Raw genomic sequence first — 21,503 nt, forward strand, 5'->3', positions numbered from 1 at the left:
CGACCAGCCTTTGCTAAACGGCGATACCCGTGCGCTGAACGCGCTTCAGCGCATGGGCTAATCGCCCGGAATAATCATATAATATAACACCTGTATTTTTACCAGTTATTTAAACATCATATCCCTTTGCAGTTCTTCCTATATTCGCTTGGAGTCATATGATATCTGTCCTTAAATGCTCTGTTAAATGTTCTCTGACTATCAAAACCACTCTCCATACTGATATCTAGGATATTGTCATTCGTTGTCTCAAGGCAGTGAACTGCATAGTTCATTCTGGTGTCGTTTAGGTACTGGCTGAAGTTTCTGTGGAAGGTTCCAGAGAACGTTCTCGATAATACATATTTACTTACGCCAAGATCACTAGCCATCTTCTCCAATGACATCTCTTCTCTAAAATGAGCAGATATATACGAAACCACCTGATATACCAAGTCTGTACTTCCCACGTTCTGTTTCTCCACAAGTGATAATTCCGGCAGGCATTTTGCCAGAATGATTTGCACATACGCTTCTACAACCATTTCCTCTGATTCGCTTGTATGTGCGACTGCTGTGATAGCGTTCACCATATCGGCACCTATCTTTTCTTTTGTAACTACAGGACATTTCGGTGCGAATTTTTGAAGCTTATCAAAAAAAGCGCCAACCGTTGAAGGTTGGATTTGTATATAATAGGCCTTGCTTGTACCACTTCCTAATACCTGGTAATGATGGATAACATCCGGGAAAATAAATCCTATATCACCTGTCTCCATATGAAACAGCTCCGTTCCCATACCAAGTTCCAACGTACCTTCCGTAACATATACGATTTCCAAGGCACTGTGAAGGTGTGGCTCTACATGCTTCGATATTCTCTCTGATATCTTTACCAAACGCTTTGTTTCCTTATATTCTAAATGCAAAATAACCACTCCTTTCCCATTAATATCATCATTAATATTTTACCCTGCCCGCTCTAACTTTCCAATAAACTTAATGGTATACATCCTGCACAAAATAATACGACGTTTTATCCGTCTGCAATTTTTGTCTACTTTTTAATGCTTTTTGGCAAGATTTATATATCTTTTCGCCCTATAATGACCTTGTAAGATAAAGAAAGGAGATGAACAAAATGAGCAAGATTAAGAATTATGTAGATGTACTTTTAGATTTCTACGCACCTATGTTTGAGCATGTAATCCGTGCATAAGCATCAGGCAGAATCTAAAAGGACAATTTGTGAAAACTGAATACTTTAAAAATCAGACCACTTCACAATGTGAAATGGCCCTTTTATTTTCTTAAGAAACCCACTTCAATAAGCTGTAAGCTTGTTAATCATTTTGACCGCCTCCTAAACTGTCTCATATCCGTGTGGATGAGCCTGGTGCCATTTCCATGCAGTATCAATAATTGTCTCAAGGTCAGCAAACTGTGGATTCCATCCAAGAACGGTCTTTGCCTTTTCACTTGATGCAATAAGTGTAGATGGATCTCCTGCTCTTCTTTCCTCTTCCTTTGCAGGGATTGGATGTCCTGTTACCTTTCTTGCTGTCTCTACCTGCGAACTGTAGGCGGAAATCTTCATATCGTATGTTTTCTTTACGATTCCGATTGCATCAAGGTTAATAGATGCTGCTAATATCTCGCCATGCTGATGATCGGTATGATTGCCACCAACCTCACTTCTTCCCAAATTATTCTTCTTGTTTCCTAAGCTTTGACCTATCAGCTTCTTTGCTTAAGAAAAAGCATTGCCTTAAAGGGGTTACCTATAAGACAATGCCCCTCTTACATAGACATTATTCTGCTTCTTTCTGAAGTTCTTTGTTTGCCTTCTCAACATTTAACTTGATAAGGACAAATGTGATTAATAAGTTAAAGATCATTGGGAGCCATAAATACATTACATGAAGCATATTCACACATGACTCTGGCTGAACTAGTGCGTTCTTGATATACCCACTTGCTGCAAGCATCCAGCCTGCGATGGCTGTACCAATACCGCCGCCAACCTTTGTACCAAAGGATGTACAAGAATACATTGTACCGTCAACTTTCTTGCCGGTTGTAAGTCTCGTATATTCTGAAGTTGTTGCAATTAAAGCATTCATATCACCCTGAAGTGGACTCATACCAAGAGCTGCGATAGCTGTGAATGCAAGCATAAGTGGGATATTTCCCATATATCCGGCTGCTATTACACCAAGTCGTCCCGCTGTACCTATAATATAACCTATGATATTAAGTTTGTACATTCCTCTAAACTTTGCTACCAAAAGTGGTGTTACCAAAAGACCAACAATCATAGGAATATTTACTGCCCATGAGAAAGTTCCGAATAATCCCTCATCACCGAGCACATACTTCATGAAGTAGATACCCATTCCAAGTGTTGCTGAATAAAGCTGCATTAAAAGGTATGTTCCGCAGATCATAAGGAAGTACTTGTTGTGAACAAGAATCTTGAAAGCATCAATAAGATTGTACTTCTCTTCCTTTTCTTCCTCTGTCTTACCTTCTGCAAGTTCTTCATCAGAAAGCTCCTTAACTGATAAAACAGAAAGTGTATTAGAAATAACACCGATGATTGCATAAATGATTGCTACCATTCTCCATGCTGCAGCACCGCCACCAAGCTTTGCTACAAAACCAACTGTTACTGCCTGGATTAACATGCTTGTACCAAATGCAAACATGAATCTGATAGAACCCATCTGAACTCGCTCTGAGTTATTCTTTGTAATAAGTGCTGTAAGTGCTGAGTATGCAATGTTGTTAGCTGTATAGAAACCAGCATTTAATAATATATATGCGATAAAGAACCATGCATACTGTGCTTTCTGTCCCATATCAACAGGAATACAGAAGATTGCAACTAAGCATACGGCACATCCGAAGTATCCATACAACATCCATGGTCTTGCTTTTCCAAGTTTTGTCTTTGTTTTATCAATCATTGCTCCAAAGAACACATCACTGATTCCATCGAAAATCTTGGACACCATAATCAGTGTTCCAACGATACCGGAATTAAGTCCTACAATATCTGTTAAATAAATCATTACAAACGCTGATAAAAGCGCATAAACAACATTTCCTGCGATATCACCAGAGCCGTATCCGACTTTGTTATACCACTTCAAGTATCTTTTTTCCTCCATTAAAAGATCACTCCTTCTCTGTACATTTTTGTATTCACAACCGTTACCCTAACAGTTATGAAGAAATTATCCTTGCTCATATAATAATGCAGCCGGCGGATATTTCATTTTCCCCGGGGTAACATAATCCATACCCGCCCTGCAGTTATTCGATTTTATCCTTTTACAAAAGGAACTAACTTGATATTAAAGTCAAATGCTACATCATCGAATCTATACTGATCCGTTACTACCGGTCCGCAACTGTTAGAACCGATTCCGTTTAATGCATAATCAAGGCAAAGCACTGTACTCTCTGACTCTTCAAGTTCATAGTTGTGTGCCGCTCTCTCAAGTTCTTCCTGTGTATAAACAGATGCATTGAATGAGAATGTTTTCTCTGATGCTGCCGCAATACCGAACTGGCCATTTGCGATTTCTACATAATCGCAATCGAAGTGACTGCTGTTTTCCTGTGGCATGATGTAATCCTCATGCATTTCACTTACCTTGGCTCTGTATAATCCGTGGCTTGTAGACTGGTGCTTATCTCTGTAGCTTTCGTGAGGTCCCATTCCAAAGTAAGAAACATTTTCAAGTTTCTTATTTAAGAAAAGTCTAAGTCCGAATCTTGGAAGATCTGGGAACTCGTCATCCTTTACAACCTGGATAGATGAAGTAATTGCTCCGTCACAATCGATTTTCCATGTAATAGCTGCATCAAGAATCTTCTGAACAGTTGCTGCTGACATTGAAGTCTTAACTGTAATCTCTACACCTTCAGCTGACTGGTTGATGTCTGTCTCATAGGCTCTTACGTAAGCTTCATCGTATTTTGCCTTCTTCCATTCAAGCTTTGCATACATGTCATTATCTGTAGGTGCTCTCCAGATATTAAGTTCCGTTGGTCTGTCGATGTATTCTCTTCCGGCAAATACGAGGGATTCAAACATTCCATTCTTCTTGCTATAGATATAAGTAAACGACTTACCCTTAATAGTAACCTGAGTACCTGTTTCTGATACTTCCATATCAGACTGTGTTGCTTCTTTCTCTAACCACTTTACTGCGTTCTGATTTCTTGCATCTTCATTTGGAATCTTTACTTCATCAAAGCCAAGCACATATCCTGCAGGAATCAGTCCCATTTCCTTCTTAAGAGTGTAGGTAATCTTAAGGAATACCTTACCCTTATTCGGAACCTTAATCTTAATTTCCATCTCTCCATCACTGTGAGGAGCTATGGAAGGTACGGTAAGCTTTCCTGAATCCACTGTAAGTCCATCGCAGGTCACTTCATACTGAGCATTTACAAAATCCTTTAAGTCATCGAAGTCCATGTAGTTATGAAGAACTAGTTTGCTGCTTTCTTCATCATAAGAAACCACTCTCGCAGGTCTGTATACATTTTTATATTCTAAAAGTCCTGTGTGAGGCTTTCTGTCAGGATATACAAGACCATCCATACAGAAGTTTGAGTCATGCACTGTCTCACCGTGATCTCCGCCATAGTAGTACATTGTCTTTCCATTTTCTGCTGTTTCCTTGTCAATTGCGTGGTCACACCACTCCCAGACAAAACCTCCGCACATAAGGTCATTTTCCTGAATCAGCTTGAAGTAATCCTCAAGATCTCCAGGGCCATTCCCCATACTGTGACAGTACTCTACAAGTAAGAATGGCTTGCTTGCATCCTTCTCAAGATATTCTCTGATTTCTTCAACGGAAGGATACATTCTGCTGTATAAATCAAGATGTTCATAATTGTATGTCACATCATAGTTTCTGTATCTTGCACTCTCATACTGTGTGATTCTTGATGGATCAAATTCCTTTGTCCACTTAAGAGCCTTTTCAAAGTTGCAGCCATAAGCACTCTCATTTCCCATTGACCACATCACGATGGAAGGTCTGTTCTTATCTCTTCCTACCATCAGCTGCACTCTGTCAAGAATGGATTTCTCCCATGCAGGATCATCTGCAAGTTTTTCATTCCATCTCTTAAATCTGTTGTAGTCTGTATCTTCTTTTCTATAAAGCATGAATGGTCCGTGTGCTTCTATATCCGCTTCATCAATAACCATAAATCCGTACTTATCACAAAGCTGGTAGAAATATGGAGCATTAGGATAATGACTGCTTCTGATAGAGTTGAAGTTATGCTGCTTCATCATGATAAGGTCAGTCATAAGCTGTTCCATGCTGATTGCAAATCCTGTTACAGGATCTGAATCATGTCTGTTTACACCTCGGAACTTTATCTTCTGTCCATTGAAGTAGATAACCTTATCAATAATCTCGATTGTTCTAAATCCAACATATTCAACGATTGTTTCATTCTCAGTCTCAAGGAGTAATGTATAAAGGTAAGGATTTTCTGTATTCCAGAGAACCGGGCATGCAACCTCAAGTTCAATATTTCCGTTTTCTGAAATAGAGTCTGCAGCAACTACAGCTCCGTTCTTATCTTCAAGTGTTACCTTCGTCTCTACTGAATTTGTAAATTCTACGGATAAGTTAACCTTTGCTGCTTCCTTTGATACCTTTGTGGTAATTCTGTAATCACGTATGCCTGCTTCTGGTCTCTTTAAGATATATACATCTCTGAAAATTCCGCTCATTCGGAACTTGTCCTGATCTTCTAAGTAAGAACCATCGCACCACTTCATTACTAAAACTGCGATAGTGTTCTTTCCATCATTGATGACCTCTGTGATGTCGAATTCGCTTGTGGCATGTGGTACCTGGCTGTATCCAACATAGAAACCGTTTACCCATACATAAAAGCAGCTGTCTACTCCTTCAAAGTTAAGGAAAACTTTTCCTGCTTTCTCGTCCTTCTTATACTCGAAGTCATATACATATGCGCCGCAAGGAATATCCTGTGGTACGTATGGCGGATCAAATGGAAATGGATATTTGATGTTTGTGTACTGATGACAGTCATAACCCTTGTTCTGCCATACACCAGGAACCTTCATGTCTGCATATCCTGATAAATCAAATCCCGCCTTGTAAAACTCTTCCTTTACATCATAGATGCTGTCAAAGTACTTAAACTTCCATGTTCCGTTTAAGAACTGGATACGGTCTGACTCTTCACGGTGCTCTACAAGATTATCCATTCTCTTTGATGCTGGAATGTAATATGCTCTCACCGGCATCGTATTCTCATGTAAAACACTCAAATCCTCATAATAACGTGGTACGATCATTGTAACCTCCTCCTTACATGGTGTACCCCACACACTTTTATTTTTTCTGTTTATTTTCGTTTTTCACTTTTGTTAGCTTAATTCTAGTGTATTCTGCAATTTTTGTCCATAAACTATAATAGACAGAATATGCACAAAATGGTACAATATCATAAAAAGTATAATTTTTACGAAAACGATTAAGTAAATATCCCTATCGGAGGTGTCTATATGTATTTAAATTCCGGTTATCTGAACAACTCCGCCATCGACTTTAAGGATAAGAGCAGACCTTTAATTGTCGGCAGTTGCGGAACCTATCGTCTGCTTACAAGACCAAAACTTCCTACCTATCGTCCCCGTGGCCGTGTAGATTATCAGCTTATCTATATCAGTGCGGGGCAGGCTCACTTTCATTTTGATAATGAAGAAAATGATACCATCGTCACCGCCGGAAACATGGTGCTCTTCCGTCCGAGAGAACTGCAAAAGTATGAATACTATGGCGAGGACAAAACAGAAGTTTACTGGGTTCATTTCACAGGAAGTGATGTAAAGAACATTTTGAGAAAATATGGAATCAAAGATAATATGCGCACCTTCTTTGTAGGTACTTCATTAGAATATGAAAAAATCTATAAAAGAATGATATCAGAATTGCAGCGTTGTCAGGATGATTACGAAGAACTACTGACCATCCTTATGCGCCACCTATTAATCTCCATACACAGAGAGCTTCAAAAAGAACGAAAACTTTCTGACGTATATCTTGATAATGAAATGGATATGGCTGCACAATATTTTAGTGATAATTACAGCAACGAGATTAATATCAAGGAATATGCCCAGTCCCGTGGCATGAGCATCAGCTGGTTTATCAGAAGCTTTAAGAAATATACCGGCACTACGCCTATGCAGTATATTGTTTCCGCAAGAATTGCCAACGCACAGCTCCTTCTTGAAACCACACAGTATTCTGTTTCAGAAATATCAAGAATTGTCGGATACGATAATCCGCTATATTTCAGCAGACTGTTTCATAAGACGAAAGGCTTCTCTCCTTCGGAGTATAGGAAGAAGATAGAAAACTAATAGCGACTGGATAAAGACCTTAGCAGATACTTGCAGCATAGTATCGTAACCGCCAAATAATAATGCGGTCAAATACAAAATTACTCCTGCCCTTTACGAGTTGGAGTAATTCACTATAATTCACATGCGATTTTTGATAGATTGGAGTTTTTCACTCCAAGGCGCCAATGCTGCGAGCGAGATGATCTTAATGAGCGAAGAAAAAAAGAAGGCTGGTCGTAAATTAACGCCAGCACGTAAAGAAGCCAATGCAAGATATAATAGTAAATTTGTGGAAGTCAAAGTAAGAATGACCCCAGAACATAGAACTAAAGTCCAAGAACATGCAGCCAGCATGAATGAAAGTGCAACTCAGTTTATTAACAGAGCAATCAACGAAACAATAGAACGTGACAAACAAGATAAACAATAAAAAATACCGGCAGTATAGGAAATCACTTCCCGTACTGCCGGTTTCATTTTTATCTCTGCTACTTTGGAACTTCATTGCTCAACCAATAATTTAGTATCTTAATCTTTATTCTGCGGCCTGCCACAGACTTCTTTATGAGTAAAGACATGCCCTCTGCATATACCTGTTCTTCTCTCCAATACAGCATCAGTCCCGTGTCTCCATCAAGACAACCGTCCCGTAAGGAAACGAGATTCTCACCTCATCCCCCTCTATTTCATTGCTGACACACAGACTGTCAAAAGGCGTCAGCATATGATGGCTCAGAGGATACTTGGCTCCGGTTATATTAAAGTCCTCCACTTCACCGCCCAAAGGAAATACGGAGAAATATGGACCATATGCCTCTTCCTTTTTCAGAACCAGCTCCTCTTTAAGAAGCCGTATCTGGTTATGCCTGTCCACAATCCTGGCATCTGCCCCCGCGTCCAGGGCCACCTTCAGCGTCTGCACATTCGCCCACACATGGTCCAGCCTGGTGCCGGTTGCCCCCAATATCAGGATATTCCGCCTGTGCAGATCCAGACACAGACGCAGTGCGATCTCTGTATCCGATGCATCCTTCACAGGATTAAATTCCCGGATCGGAACCTTTGTCTCTTCTTTATAGTACGCAATGACCTCTTCGGGCGCACTGTCGAAATCTCCTACGATATAGTCGGGGAGGATGTTATGCTCGTAAAGGAAGAGGAGTCCCCTGTCCACACCAATAATAAATTCAGTCTCTTCATCCTTTAAGATATCAACGGCGAATTCTTCCTCCAATAGTCCGCCGCTGACAATTACTGTTCGTTTACTCATTTTCTTTCAAAATCTCCATCAGTCCTGTCACATTATCCGCAATTGTTCCCTTAAATACTGCGGAACCCGCCACGATTACATTCGCGCCTGCATCCAGGACTTCTTTCACATTGCTTTGGTAAATCCCGCCGTCGACTTCGATGTCTGTATTCAGTCCACGCTCTTTCAGCATAGAACGCAGGCTTCTGATCTTGTCCAGTGATTCCGGAATAAATGCCTGTCCGCCAAAACCAGGCTCCACACTCATAATCAAAAACATGTCCGCCTGATCCAGAAATGGCGCCAGCGCCTCCACCGGTGTAGCCGGCTTAATCGTTACCCCGGCCTTCATACCGCAGGCGTGGATCTTGTCCAGCACGGCCTGCACATCCTCACATGCTTCCAGATGAACTGTCAGAATATCTGCTCCGGCCTCCTGGAAAGCCTCCACATAACGCCCCGGATCTGTTACCATCAGATGCACATCCATCACCTGGGGGCTTACCCCCTGGATTGACTTCAGGACGGGCATTCCAAAAGAAATACTGGGAACGAACATGCCGTCCATAACATCGAAATGCAGGTACTTTGCACCATTATCCGATGTAATCCGTATCTGTTCTCCTAAAACCTTAAAATCTGCTGACAAAATAGATGGCGCCAAAATATTTTTCATAAGCTAATACCTCTTCTTCTCCTGTAATTCCTGATACATTTCCAGATAATCCTCATACCGGACGGTATGAATCTCTCCATGTTCCACGGCCGCTTTTACAGCACACCCCGGCTCGTGCACGTGGTCGCATCCGTTAAACCGGCACTTTCCTTCATAGGGGGCAAACTCTCTGATATAGTACTTGAGCTCCCCTTTTTCAAAATCATTGACATACAGAGAACTGAAACCAGGCGTATCCATGATATAGGAACTCCCGTCTATCGTAATTAACTCGGAATGTCTGGTCGTGTGCTTTCCTCTTGCAATCTTTTTGCTGATACTGCCCGTCTCCATCCGGATCTCCGTTTGGAGCAGATTGATCAGAGAGGACTTCCCTACCCCGGATGGTCCCGCAATCACGGTCGTCTTACCCAGAAGCACTTCCTTTACAGTCCCGATATTCTCCTCGTTTAAAGCACTGGTGAATATGACCCGGTATCCGCAGGCGCTGTAGATCTCCTGCAGTTCTTTGAGTTCCGGCTGTGAGGCTATGTCCTTCTTATTGAAACAAAGCACTACCGGAATCTCCTTGCTTTCCATCATGACAAGGAACCTGTCCAGCAGGTTGAAATGAGGCTTTGGCTCTGTCACCGCAAACACGACCAGCGCCTGGTCAATGTTCGCCACAGCGGGGCGGATCAATTCGTTCCTTCTGGGCAGAACCAGGACAATATTGCCGGTCTTCTCCGCCTCGTCTAAAATCTCGATCTCGACGTCATCCCCTACCAGGGGCTTTACCTTTTCTTTTCTGAATACACCTTTTGCTTTACACTCATAAATACCGGATTCTACTACGTGTACGTAGTAGAATCCGGCAATTCCCTTTATTATCTTTCCCTGCATAAACTAATAACCTTCTGTATCACTGTCACCTGAACCATTTCCTGGATCGGTGCCGTTATCTGGATTCTCCGGTTCAGTATTTTTTTTAGGGCCTGAACTTATTACAAAATCAACAGCTTCCCCTTTTGCCTTCGTGCTATCAGCTGGCGCAGATTGCCTGATTACATACCCTGCCATCACCGTTTCGCTCGGCTCTGGTGTAATATCTCCTGCCTGTAAGCCTTCCGCTTCCAACATTTGAATTGCAACGTCCTGGCTGTAACCAATGATCGAGGGTACTTTTACCATCTCCACCTTCGGCCCTTTACTGACAACATACTCAACCGTTGTCCCGGCATCCACTTTCTTATCAGCCTTCGTCTTCTGCGACATGACAATCCCGGCGTCATACTTATCACTATACTCCTCAGAAGCACTTCCCACAAGCCCCGCAGCAGCCAGAGCCGCTTCTGCATCTTCCTGGCTCAGTTCGACCAGATTCGGAACGGTGGCCTTCTCAGCGCCCATGCTGACAGTCATTGTAACCTTGGTGCCTTCTTTTACCTCAACACCGGAAGCCGGATCCGTAGATATAACCTTCCCTTCCTCTACACTGCTATCATAAACCGCTGTGGAATCCACCACCAGTTTGACGTCGTCCAGCATCTTCTGTGCCTCGTCTTCACGCATTCCTACAACATTCGGAACCATAACGGTCTTTTCTTCTTTGCCGCTACTGACCACCACATTAATCTGTGTATTCTTATCTACTTTTGTCTTGGCATCTGTCTCCTGCCGGATAATCACGCCACTATCGTACTTATCGGATGTCTCCCGCCCGGATACGTGATAGCCCAGATTCTTCTTGGAAAGGGCTTCCTTTGCCTCCTCTTCCGTCATGCCAACCAGATCAGGCACCGTCACCTTGCTCTCTGTCTGTGTCGTCTTCAACCCGGTACCGCTCTTAAAGAGCCCAGCTGCCTTCCCAATCATGAAAAGCAGGATAAACGCGATGATGACCGCCGCCACGATCATCAATATCTTCATGATCTTCCGCGTATTCGGATCCACATCATTCTTCTTCCTGCTGTCCCTTCTGTAGTCCTCCTCATCATCACTGTCGTACTCGTCGCTGTCATAATCGTAATCATCGTCGTCGTAATCATCGTCGTCGTAATCGTCATCATCATAGTCGTCATCATAATCATCTTCATCGCCGTAATCACGGTCCTGGATCCGTTCCATCTCCTCCGTGGACATCACAACCGTAGTGTCTGATCCGGATGCGTAAGGAGACATATTGACGAAATTCCCTTCCGGGCTGACAAGAGACCGCTTCAGGTCCAGAATCAGCGCCTGGCAGTTCAGATATCTCCGTTCCGGATTCTTCTGCGTACACTTCATGATAATGCATTCCAGGCTGTATGGAATATCCGGCACTTCCTCCGCAGGCGATACAATCTCCTCCTGCAGATGCTTGATTGCAACGGATACGGTAGAGTCCCCGTCAAACGGCACATGGCCGGTGATCATCTCATACATGGTGATGCCGGCCGAATAAATATCACTTTTTTCATCTACAATGCCGCCTCTTGCCTGCTCAGGCGAGGTGTAGTGTACGGAACCCATAACATTGGTGCTGATGGTATTGGTGGCCGTGGTTGCCCGCGCAATCCCAAAATCCGTTACTTTTACTTTTCCTTCTTTGGAAATAATAATGTTCTGAGGTTTGATATCCCGGTGAACAATATGCTGATTATGTGCAGCCTGAATACCTGTCACCATCTGTATAGAAATGCTGATCGTCTCTTTCGCGGTGAGTCTTCCCTTTTTTTCAATGTATTCCTTTAATGTGATTCCCTCGACCAGTTCCATGACCATGTAGTACAAACCACGGTCCTGCCCCACATCGTAGACATTTACCACATTGGGATGCATCAGGCCTGCTGCCGCCTGCGCCTCGCTTAAAAACTTCTGGATAAAAATCTCATCTGTGCGAAAATCACTCTTTAATACCTTAATTGCCACATAGCGATTCAGCTTATGGTCTTTCCCCTTATAAACATCCGCCATTCCACCTGAACCGATACGGCTCAATATTTCATAACGTTTCCCTAAAAATACTCCTTCTTTTAACATATACTCACCTCATCCGCAAACGGATCTACCAGAACAATCCCTATATTGTCCGTACCGCCGTTTTCTTTTGCTGTTTCTACCAGAGACTCTGCCGATTCTACAATGTCCCTGCCCCCCTGTACGATGTGGAATAATTCTTCATCTTCCACCATATTGCTGAGTCCGTCTGTACACATCAAAATGATGTCTCCCTTTTTCAGACGGTGCTCATAAAAGTCTACCTCTACGCTGTCCTTGGCCCCAATGGCCCTTGTAATGATATTCTTATCCGGATGGTGCTTCGCCTCCTCCGGCTTGATACCGCCGAGACGTACCATCTCCTCGACCAGTGAGTGGTCTTTGGTCAGCTGAATAATACCCTGATTGATCAGATAAAGCCTGCTGTCCCCCACATTCGCAAAATACATCATCTGATTCACGATCGTTGCAACGACCACCGTGGTTCCCATCCCCTTCAGATGGGAGTCCTGGGAGGCCTTTTTTATGATCTCCCGGTTCGCGGTCTTAATCGCGGAGACAAGCGCCTTTTCAATGTCTTCCTGGTCGCTCTGCTTCAGCTCTCTCTGCAGAACTTCCACCGTATATTTTGAAGCATAATCGCCGGCCTGGTGTCCGCCCATGCCGTCGGCAACTACAAACAGGTTGGGGAGAGGTCCTAACGGATTATCTGTCGTATAGACATAATCTTGATTCACTTGTCGTACCATACCAACGTCGGTAATGGAAAATGTCTTCATAGCATATCTCCTTTATTCTTTGTTTGTCTGCACATAACGTCGTCTGAGCTGCCCGCAGGCGCCATCGATATCTGCACCCATTTCCCTTCTTATAGTAACATTTATTCCACTTTTTTCAAGTTTATTTTTGAAATTCAGGGCATTTTTCCTGCTTGGCCTCACAAATGAGCGTTCCTTGACCGGGTTCACTGGGATCAGATTCAGATGGCAGTTTCTCGGCTTTAAGATCCGGACCAGTTCTGCAGCATCTTCATCCGTATCGTTCACGCCGTGCACCAGGCTGTACTCAAAGGTAATCCTTCTACCTGTTTTTTCAAAATATTCATCGCATGCATGCAGTACATCCTGCAATCCATATTTGTTTGCAACCGGCATGAGTTCTTTTCTCTTCTCCTGTGTCGTTCCATGCAGGGAAAGAGCCAGCGTGATCTGCAGATCTTCTTCTGCAAGCTCCCGCATCTTGGGTACAATCCCGCATGTGGAAACCGTCACATTCCTCTGGCTGATATGGAGTCCGTGTTCATCGGTCAGAAGCCTGATAAACCGAAGAAAATTTTCATAATTGTCCAGCGGTTCACCGGTGCCCATGATGACCACATTGGACACCCTCTCCCCGGTGATTCTCTGTATCGCGTAGACCTGCCCCAGCATCTCCGATGCCGAAAGATTCCTTACCAAACCACCGATCGTGGAGGCGCAGAACCTGCAGCCCATGCGGCATCCCACCTGGGAAGAGATACAGACAGAGTTCCCGTGCTTGTATCTCATGAGTACGCTTTCCACTACATTTTGGTCATGAAGCATAAAAAGAAATTTGTTCGTCCCATCCAGACTCGATTCCTGGTGTTCGAGCAGCTCAACAGGAAGAATCGTATATGTTTCATTCAACCTTTCCCGGAGTTCTCTCGAGAGGTTCGTCATCTCGTCAAAACTGCCGGCCAGCTTGACATGGAGCCATTCATACAACTGCTTTGCCCGAAACTTCTTTTCCCCAAGAGCAGTCATTTCCTCCTGCAATTCTTCATATGTATATGCACGGATATCCTTCTTCATTATTTACGCTGAACCTTTCTTTCTCAATCTGGCAATAAAAAATCCATCGCTGTCGTGCACTCCCGGCAGAAGCTGCAGACAGCCGTCCTCCCCCACAGCGCTCTGAAGTTCCGCGCCGAGGCTCTCTTTCATCTGCTCCGGGGCAAAATCCGGATGATCCGCCAAAAACCATTTTACATTCTCCTGGTTTTCCGTCCGGTTAATCGTACATGTGCTGTAAATGAGTACCCCTCCCGGCTTTACATAGCTGCACACTACGTCCAGTATACTGCGTTGGAGCCGCACCAGTTCCTCCAGCTGTTTTTCAGTAACCCTGTATTTTAAATCCGTCTTTTTCCCCAGCACGCCAAGACCGGAGCAGGGCAGATCCGCGATCACAATATCAGCCTTAGACACAGATGAGGCGTCCTGCACAGAAGCATCCATCTGCACCGCAGAGATATTCTCCATCCCCATCCTGTCTATGTTCTCCCGGATCAGTGCTGTCTTATATTCCGTCAGATCCCGTGCCTCCACATGCCCGGTTCCTGCCAGACGGTCCGCAAGATGAATGGACTTGCCGCCCGGAGCGGCACAAACATCTATAATATAATCGTCCGGCTTTGGATCTGCAATCTCACCGACCAGCATGGAGCTGACATCCTGTACCGCAAACAATCCCTCCCGGAAACTTTCCAGATCGCCCAGATAGTCATATCCGGTAATGCGGCAGGCATAAGGCAGGTACGGATGGCCCACTGCCTGCACCCCTTCTTTTTCCAGCCTGGCCTCCAGTTCCGCCGGCTGACACCGGCTGGTATTACAGCGGATTGTCAACGGCTTCTCCTTCTGGAAATCTGCAAGCATCATCTCCACAGTCTCCCTGTCATATTCCTCCAGCCACTTCTTTAGGATCCACTCCGGCATAGAGTACCGTATAGACAGAGCTTCCACGGGGCCGCTCGGATATTCGACCGCGCCGATCCCACGTGCAGCACTGCGAAGCACTCCGTTTACAAAGCCCTTAAGCGGAGCAAAGCCCTTTTTCACCGCCAGCTTAACCGCTTCATTGCACACGGCAGAATCCGGAACACTGTCCATGTATTTCAGCTGGTATACCGCACTCCGCAGTATATTGCGGATAACCGGCTTCATCTTTTTCACCTTTACTTTTGAGAACTGGTTGAGAATATAGTCCAGTTCGATCAGGTGCTCCAGAGTCCCCTCCGTCACCCTCGTTATAAATGCACGTTCCTGCTTATCCAGATACTGATATTTACTCAGCACATTTCCCAGAGCAATATGGCTGTACACATCATGCTCCGTAATATCCATCAAAAGACCCAGCACAATCTCTCTGTCACTCAACGGCTTTGCCATCTCATTTCCTCCTGTCAGTGGTTATTGTTTAAAGGCAAGCCTGTAAACAGTAACCTGTTAGTCACGCCTGCGCCCGCTGATCAAAAGCAGCCTGAGAAGCTGCAGGATCATGGATGCGGCGCTGGCTACATACGTCAGGGCCGCTGCCCCCAGCACTTCTTTTGTCGCGCTTACTTCTTCCGGATAAAGCATTCCGGTATTCTCCAGAACCTTCACCGCTCTTCTGGATGCATTAAACTCTACGGGCAGCGTGACAAGCTGAAACAGTACTGCCGCAGAGAACAGCAGAATCCCCAGATTGATCAGAATCAGCGATGTCTGGCCGCTGATAAACAGGCCGATGATAATCAGCGGCCACGCCGCCATGGAGCCGAAATTAGCGACCGGCACCAGCGCTCCCCGAATCTTCAGCGGTGCATAACCAACGTTATGCTGTACCGCATGGCCGCATTCATGTGCTGCTACGCCTATGGCGGCTACCGAAGCCGACTGATACGTCGCATCCGACAGTCTCAGCACCTTATTGCGCGGGTCATAATGGTCTGTCAGGTTCCCCGATACATGCTGCACGGTCACATCGTTTATTCCATTTGCCCTTAAGATTTTCTCCGCCGCTTCTCTTCCTGTCATCCCTGAATGGCTGCGTACCTGGGCATATTTATTGAATACCCGGTTCACCCGGCTGGATGCCAGAATACAGATGACAGCCCCGATAATCACTAATATATAAGTTGGATCATAGCCAAAAAAATACATGTTACTCCCTCCAATTCGAATGCGGCATCCGCCAAAATGGGTTCGGTCATTCTGAACCGCAGTTAAATACGGTGCCGGTTTCCAGTGTATAACCCCTCAGAAATGCACTTGCCTCCATTCGTTTTTTACCAGGAATCTGCAGCTCGCTGATCCGCAGAATTCCCACGCCCGTCTGCACTGTGAAAGAGTCTTTTTCCACTTCCAAAACTGTTCCGGGTGAAGCAGCGCCGCCCTTCTCTTTCTGCGGTTCCGCTTTCGCCTTCCAGATCTTCAGCACTTTTTCTCCCCAGTGCGTATAGGCGCTTGGCCAGGAATTCAGCCCCCGTACCAGTCTCTCGATCCGGACGGCCGGCTGGCCCCAGTCAATATTTCCCATCTTCTTATCCAGCATCTTTGCGTAAGGAGTCGGACTCTCACCCTGATGCTCGAAAACTGCGGTACCGTCCTCCAGCGCCTCCAGTGTCTCCACGCAAAGCGCTGCACCGGCCGCAGCCAGTTTGTCGTGCAGGCTTTCCCCTGTTTCCTCCTCCGTAATCGGCACCTCTGTTTTCAGGATCATGTCCCCCGTATCCAGCCCTTCATCCATCTGCATCGTCGTGATGCCCGTCACCTCTTCCCCGCAGAGAATGGACCACTGGATCGGCGCCGCACCTCTGTATTTCGGGAGCAGCGACGCATGGACATTAATACAGCCGTACGGAGTCATGTCCAGTATCTCCTTCGGAAGGATCTGTCCAAAAGCCACAACCACAATGACATCCGCCTTGTATCCCCGCAGCTCTGCCACACATTCCGGCTGCCGGACCTTTGCCGGCTGATACACCGGTATCCCATGCTTTTCTGCCGCTTCTTTTACCGGCGTAAACTGCATTTCTTTGCCTCTGCCCCTTGGCTTGTCAGGCTGGGTCACAGCCAGGCAGACATCGTGTCCTGCCTGGACAAGCGACTCCAGAGTACCAACAGCAAAATCAGGAGTCCCCATAAATATCACTCTCATCTTACTCTTCTTCCTCCTCATATGTCACATCATGAAGCCCGTCTTCTACTTTATCTACATACAATTCCCCTGACAAATGCGCGATTTCATGGCAGAAAGCCCTCGCCAGAAGGCCCTCGCCCTCCATCTCAAACTCTTCCATATCTTCATTCAAAGCCCGTACTTTCACATAATCCGGCCTGGTCACAATCCCCCATTTTCCAGGAACACTCAGGCATCCCTCTTCACCGGTCTGCTCGCCGGAAGTCTCCAGTATTTCCGGATTGATTAACACGATCGGGCCTTCCCCTATATCGATGGTTACAATATTCTTAAGAACTCCAACCTGGGAGGCAGCAAGTCCCACTCCATTCTTTTCATACATCGTATCAAACATATCTCCGATAAGCATTTTTGTACGCAGAGTCATTTTTGTTACTTCTTTGCATTTCTTTGTTAAAATTTCATCTCCAATCACTCTTACATCTCTGATTGCCATAATATCCTCCCTGTTTCTATTCTTCTTCTTTTTTCTTTTCTCTATTCTTTGAACCTCTAAAACTCAAAATACATTCATCGGATTAAAATCGAACTGGATCCTCATCTTCTGAAATCCCGGATTCACCTCAATGTATTGTTCCAGATAGTTTTTCATCTTTACCAGTGTATCATATCTTTCTGATTTGAGATAGAGCACTTTACGATACACATCGTTGATTTTTCCAATCCCCGGGCTCGCCGGACCGATGATCTCCATGCTCCCGCCTTTTTTAATGCGCAGTGCATACTCCTTGAGATATCCGCATCCCTTTTCCAGAAGCGGTTCATCCCCACAGCTCACCAGCACTGCCAGCAGGTTCTCCGCGGGCGGATATCCCATCAGCTCCCGGTAGCGTATCTCCTCCGCATAAAACGCCTCGTAATCCTGTGCCGCCGCTGTCACAATTCCATAGTGTTCCGGGCTGTAGGTCTGAATCACGGCCTCGCCTTTTTTCTTTCCGCGGCCAGCCCTTCCCACAGCCTGGGTCAGAAGCTGGAAGGTCCTCTCCCCCGCCCGGTAATCATCCGCATACAGGGACATATCCGCAGCCAGCACACCGACCAGCGTCACATTCGGAAAATCATGCCCCTTTACGATCATCTGGGTTCCCACCAGAATATCGGCCTCTTCATTGGCAAATGCCGCCAGAATCTTTTCATGCCCGTCCTTCTGCCGCGTAGTATCCATATCCATCCGCAGCACTCTCGCCTCCGGAAACTGGGTTTTCACCAGCTCCTCGATCTGCTGTGTCCCTGCCCGGAATTCCCCGATATGGCGGGAGCCGCATTCAGGGCAGACAGGCGCTTTGCGTTCCTCGTACCCACAATAGTGGCAAACCAGCTTCCCGTTGCGGTGGGACGAAAGAGACACATCGCAGTGAGGGCATTTGATTACATGTCCGCATTCCCTGCACGAGACAAATCCTGCATATCCCCGGCGGTTCAAAAACAGCATGATCTGCTCTCTCTTCTCCAGGCGATCCGCGATCATATCCTGCAGTTTTCTGCTCAGAATCGACCGGTTGCCCTCTTTGATCTCTTCCCGCAGATCCACGGTGGAGACCTCCGCCATATCCTGCATCCCGGATCGGTTCGGCATCTCCAGCAGGCAGAACTCCCCGCATTTTGCACGGTACATCGCCTCCAGGGACGGAGTTGCCGATCCCAGGACCACACTGGCTCCCTCCATCGCCGCCCTCTCTATCGCAGTCTCCCTCGCATGATACCGGGGCACCTGCTCGCTTTTATACGTAGTCTCATGCTCTTCGTCTATCACGATCAGCCCCAGGTTTGGAAACGGGGTAAATAGTGCGGAGCGGGGACCGATCATCACATCGATGCCGCCTTCTTTTGCCCGCATCATCTGGTCATAGCGCTCTCCCGCCGAGAGCCTGGAATTCATGATCGACACCCGGTCTCCAAAACTCCGGTAAAACCGCATCACCGTCTGATAGGTCAGCGCAATCTCCGGGACCAGCACGATGGCCTGTTTCCCGAGGGCCGCCGCCCTGCGTATCATTTCGATATACACTTCCGTCTTTCCACTGCCTGTCACCCCATATAGCAGGTATGTGCCGTAATTCTCCTGTTCATAGTCTTTCCAGAATACATCCACCGCATGCCGCTGTTCTTCGGTAAAAGTGATGCTGCACGCTTCTCTTTTCCCTTTCACCGGATTGCGGTATACCTGCTCTGTCTCCAGTGCAAGAACTCCCTGTTCCTCCAACGCCCGTACAACAGCAAGGGTGATATTCAGTTTCCGGGACACCAGTTCATAGTCCAGCACATGGTCATCCAGAAGGGCGGCCATCAGCCTTGCCCTTGCCCGCTGATTCTTTTCGAGATAGTACTCAAGCTTCTTCCTGCCGTCCTCCTCGTCCAACAGAAGGCGGACCCGCTTTTTCACCCTGGCATTTTCCTTCTGCTTGATGGGCAGCACGGTCTTTAAGGACTGGATCATAGTTCCTCCGTACTGCTCCTTCATCCAAGCCGCCAGTGCCACAAGCTTTCCTTCTATTGCCACGCCGCTCCTGGAGATATCCAGAAGCTCTTTTACTTTGGATTCCTCATAATTACAGCGCGTTGTCAGGCCGATGACGTACCCCTTCGTCTCCCGGTTCCCCCGGCCAAACGGCACCCGTACTTCCATCCCAACAGAAAGTTCCCCTTCCAGACGGGAGGGGACTCTGTATTGAAATATCTTATCCAGTTTTTCATGTGTAATGTCTACGATAATATTCGCATACATGAAATGTATTCACCTACTTTAATTCTTCCAGAACTTCCCGGATCAGCACCCGCTCATCCATGGGATACTTTACACCTTTGATTTCCTGATAATCCTCATGGCCCTTCCCAGCCAGCACAATCACATCGCCGCGCTGTCCATGCTCAATCGCATATTTGATTGCCTCTTTTCTGTCACAGATCTCCACATATTTCCCGTCAGTCCTTTGTATCCCCGTTTTAATATCATCTATAATCGCCTGGGGTTCCTCAAATCTCGGATTGTCGGAAGTGATAATGGAGAGATCTGCCAGCCTTCCGGACACTTCCCCCATCTCATAACGGCGGTCCCTGGAACGGTTGCCTCCGCAGCCAAACAGGCAGACAAGCCGCGCCGGCTCATATTCCTTCAGCGTTGTAAGAAGGCTTTCCAGGCTCATAGCGTTGTGGGCATAGTCGATCATCAGCGTAAACTCATCCGACACCGGGATCATCTCAATGCGCCCCTTTACATTGGCCTCCTTCAGAGCCTTTTGAATCTGCTCTCCGGGCACCTGGAAATGCCTGCACACCGCAATGGCAGTCAGTGAGTTGTAAACACTGAACTTGCCCGGAATGTCGATTTCCACATCAAAATCCATAAGTCCTGCCGCATGATAGGCGACTCCCAGGTACCCCGGCCTGGACACAAGATGCGTATCTTCTGCGCGCAGATCCGCTTTTTCGGAAAACCCAAAGGTCTCCACCCTGCACGTTGCCTTAGAAAAGACATCTGCAAAATATTCGTCGTCCACGTTGGCTATACCCAGCCTGCACTGCTGGAACAAAAGCCCTTTGCATCTCTTATAATCCTCAAAATCCTTATGCTCATTGGGCCCAATATGGTCTCTACCCAGATTGGTGAAAATTCCGATTTCAAAGTCGATCCCAGCGGTCCTGTGCAGCATCAGGCCCTGGGAAGACACCTCCATCACAACGCAGTCGCAGCCTGCTTCCACCATTTTTGCAAAGTACTGATGGATCGTATAGGATTCCGGAGTCGTGTTCGCGGCCGGGATCTTCTCATCCCCTATAATCGCCTCTATGGTTCCGATCAACCCCACTTTATGGCCAACCCTTTCCAAAATGGACTTGATCAAATAAGTTGTTGTAGTCTTCCCCTTTGTTCCGGTAATTCCGATAATCTTCATCTTATCCGCCGGATAACCAAAATAAGCGGCCGACATCAGCGCCAGCGCATAGCGGGTATCCCTTACCCGGATCACGGTCATTCCCTCCGGCGCATCCGCCTCCCGCTCCACAATCACGGCTGCCGCCCCTTTGCCGGCCACTTCACCGATAAAATCGTGTCCGTCCACAACGGCTCCGCTGATGCAGACAAATGCGGATCCCTCTTCTACTTTTCTGGAATCATTGATGAATGTGGTAATCTCTGCCTCATCACTTCCCTGTACGACTTCGTATTCTAAACGTTCTAATAACTGATTCAGTTTCATGTTTACTCCTCCTGACTGGTACATCGTCTGTCCAAT

General features: G+C 46.2%; 17 protein-coding genes and 2 pseudogenes. 2 read left to right on the forward strand and 17 right to left on the reverse strand.

Annotated elements, in window-relative coordinates; genetic code table 11:
• Nucleotides 1–116: 116 nt before the first annotated feature.
• From GKG43_RS02895 to GKG43_RS02910, 5 genes and pseudogenes are all read right to left on the reverse strand, one after another.
• Nucleotides 117–908, reverse strand: coding sequence for an AraC family transcriptional regulator (locus tag GKG43_RS02895; RefSeq protein ID WP_055150656.1), 792 nt, complete (start codon nt 906–908; stop codon nt 117–119).
• A gap of 434 nt (nt 909–1,342) precedes the next feature.
• Nucleotides 1,343–1,549 (reverse strand): annotated as a pseudogene (locus GKG43_RS23215) (UDP-glucose 4-epimerase GalE); the annotation flags it as partial.
• Nucleotides 1,550–1,597: 48 nt separating this feature from the next.
• Nucleotides 1,598–1,684: pseudogene (locus GKG43_RS23545) on the reverse strand (galactokinase family protein); the annotation flags it as partial.
• Nucleotides 1,685–1,790: 106 nt separating this feature from the next.
• Nucleotides 1,791–3,152, reverse strand: a complete 1,362-nt coding sequence (locus tag GKG43_RS02905; protein WP_055150659.1) for a glycoside-pentoside-hexuronide (GPH):cation symporter — start codon at nt 3,150–3,152, stop codon at nt 1,791–1,793.
• 155 nt (nt 3,153–3,307) lie between these two features.
• Nucleotides 3,308–6,346, reverse strand: a complete 3,039-nt coding sequence (locus GKG43_RS02910; protein ID WP_129878511.1) for a glycoside hydrolase family 2 TIM barrel-domain containing protein — start codon at nt 6,344–6,346, stop codon at nt 3,308–3,310.
• Nucleotides 6,347–6,556: 210 nt separating this feature from the next.
• Here GKG43_RS02910 and GKG43_RS02915 point away from each other — a divergent pair, with 210 nt between their 5' ends.
• Both GKG43_RS02915 and GKG43_RS02920 read left to right on the forward strand, forming a co-directional pair.
• On the forward strand, nt 6,557–7,417 hold the full coding sequence (locus GKG43_RS02915) for a helix-turn-helix domain-containing protein (protein WP_055150665.1): 861 nt from the start codon (nt 6,557–6,559) through the stop codon (nt 7,415–7,417).
• 190 nt (nt 7,418–7,607) lie between these two features.
• Nucleotides 7,608–7,829 (forward strand): hypothetical protein, encoded by a 222-nt coding sequence (locus GKG43_RS02920; protein WP_055150898.1) that lies wholly within the window; start codon nt 7,608–7,610, stop codon nt 7,827–7,829.
• Between the two features lie 186 nt (nt 7,830–8,015).
• On the opposite strand, the gene GKG43_RS02925 is transcribed toward GKG43_RS02920, so the two are convergent.
• The 12 genes from GKG43_RS02925 to GKG43_RS02980 all read right to left on the reverse strand — a co-directional run bounded on the left by GKG43_RS02925 (nt 8,016) and on the right by GKG43_RS02980 (nt 21,467).
• Nucleotides 8,016–8,669 (reverse strand): thiamine diphosphokinase, encoded by a 654-nt coding sequence (locus GKG43_RS02925; RefSeq protein WP_055150668.1) that lies wholly within the window; start codon nt 8,667–8,669, stop codon nt 8,016–8,018.
• Nucleotides 8,662–9,324 carry a ribulose-phosphate 3-epimerase gene (gene rpe, locus GKG43_RS02930; RefSeq protein ID WP_055150671.1) on the reverse strand — a complete coding sequence of 221 codons (663 nt, stop codon included), beginning with the start codon at nt 9,322–9,324 and terminating at the stop codon, nt 8,662–8,664. Before rpe ends, GKG43_RS02925 begins: the two co-directional genes overlap by 8 nt.
• A 3-nt stretch (nt 9,325–9,327) precedes the next feature.
• Nucleotides 9,328–10,206 (reverse strand): ribosome small subunit-dependent GTPase A, encoded by an 879-nt coding sequence (rsgA, locus tag GKG43_RS02935; protein WP_055150674.1) that lies wholly within the window; start codon nt 10,204–10,206, stop codon nt 9,328–9,330.
• Between the two features lie 3 nt (nt 10,207–10,209).
• Complete coding sequence (pknB, locus tag GKG43_RS02940) at nt 10,210–12,324, reverse strand: Stk1 family PASTA domain-containing Ser/Thr kinase (RefSeq protein WP_055150677.1); 2,115 nt, start codon at nt 12,322–12,324, stop codon at nt 10,210–10,212.
• A complete protein-coding gene (locus GKG43_RS02945; protein ID WP_025655087.1) occupies nt 12,318–13,061 on the reverse strand; it encodes a Stp1/IreP family PP2C-type Ser/Thr phosphatase in 744 nt (247 codons plus the stop codon). The genes pknB and GKG43_RS02945 overlap by 7 nt, the downstream gene beginning before the upstream one ends.
• Before the next feature lie 12 nt (nt 13,062–13,073).
• Nucleotides 13,074–14,114, reverse strand: coding sequence for a 23S rRNA (adenine(2503)-C(2))-methyltransferase RlmN (gene rlmN, locus GKG43_RS02950; RefSeq protein WP_055150680.1), 1,041 nt, complete (start codon nt 14,112–14,114; stop codon nt 13,074–13,076).
• A 3-nt stretch (nt 14,115–14,117) separates the two neighbouring features.
• Nucleotides 14,118–15,473, reverse strand: a complete 1,356-nt coding sequence (gene rsmB, locus GKG43_RS02955) for a 16S rRNA (cytosine(967)-C(5))-methyltransferase RsmB (protein WP_055150683.1) — start codon at nt 15,471–15,473, stop codon at nt 14,118–14,120.
• A 57-nt stretch (nt 15,474–15,530) separates the two neighbouring features.
• Nucleotides 15,531–16,229, reverse strand: a complete 699-nt coding sequence (locus GKG43_RS02960; protein ID WP_025655084.1) for a zinc metallopeptidase — start codon at nt 16,227–16,229, stop codon at nt 15,531–15,533.
• A gap of 46 nt (nt 16,230–16,275) precedes the next feature.
• Nucleotides 16,276–17,226 carry a methionyl-tRNA formyltransferase gene (gene fmt / locus GKG43_RS02965; protein ID WP_055150686.1) on the reverse strand — a complete coding sequence of 317 codons (951 nt, stop codon included), beginning with the start codon at nt 17,224–17,226 and terminating at the stop codon, nt 16,276–16,278.
• A 1-nt stretch (nt 17,227) separates the two neighbouring features.
• A complete protein-coding gene (gene def / locus GKG43_RS02970) occupies nt 17,228–17,704 on the reverse strand; it encodes a peptide deformylase (protein ID WP_055150689.1) in 477 nt (158 codons plus the stop codon).
• A 63-nt stretch (nt 17,705–17,767) separates the two neighbouring features.
• Nucleotides 17,768–19,993, reverse strand: a complete 2,226-nt coding sequence (priA, locus tag GKG43_RS02975) for a primosomal protein N' (RefSeq protein WP_055150692.1) — start codon at nt 19,991–19,993, stop codon at nt 17,768–17,770.
• A 13-nt stretch (nt 19,994–20,006) separates the two neighbouring features.
• Nucleotides 20,007–21,467, reverse strand: coding sequence for a UDP-N-acetylmuramoyl-L-alanyl-D-glutamate--2,6-diaminopimelate ligase (locus GKG43_RS02980; RefSeq protein WP_055150695.1), 1,461 nt, complete (start codon nt 21,465–21,467; stop codon nt 20,007–20,009).
• Nucleotides 21,468–21,503: the final 36 nt, after the last annotated feature.

Origin of the sequence: Eubacterium sp. BIOML-A2 (assembly GCF_009680135.1) — a bacterium.
GTDB lineage: Bacteria > Bacillota > Clostridia > Lachnospirales > Lachnospiraceae > Faecalicatena > Faecalicatena contortus_B.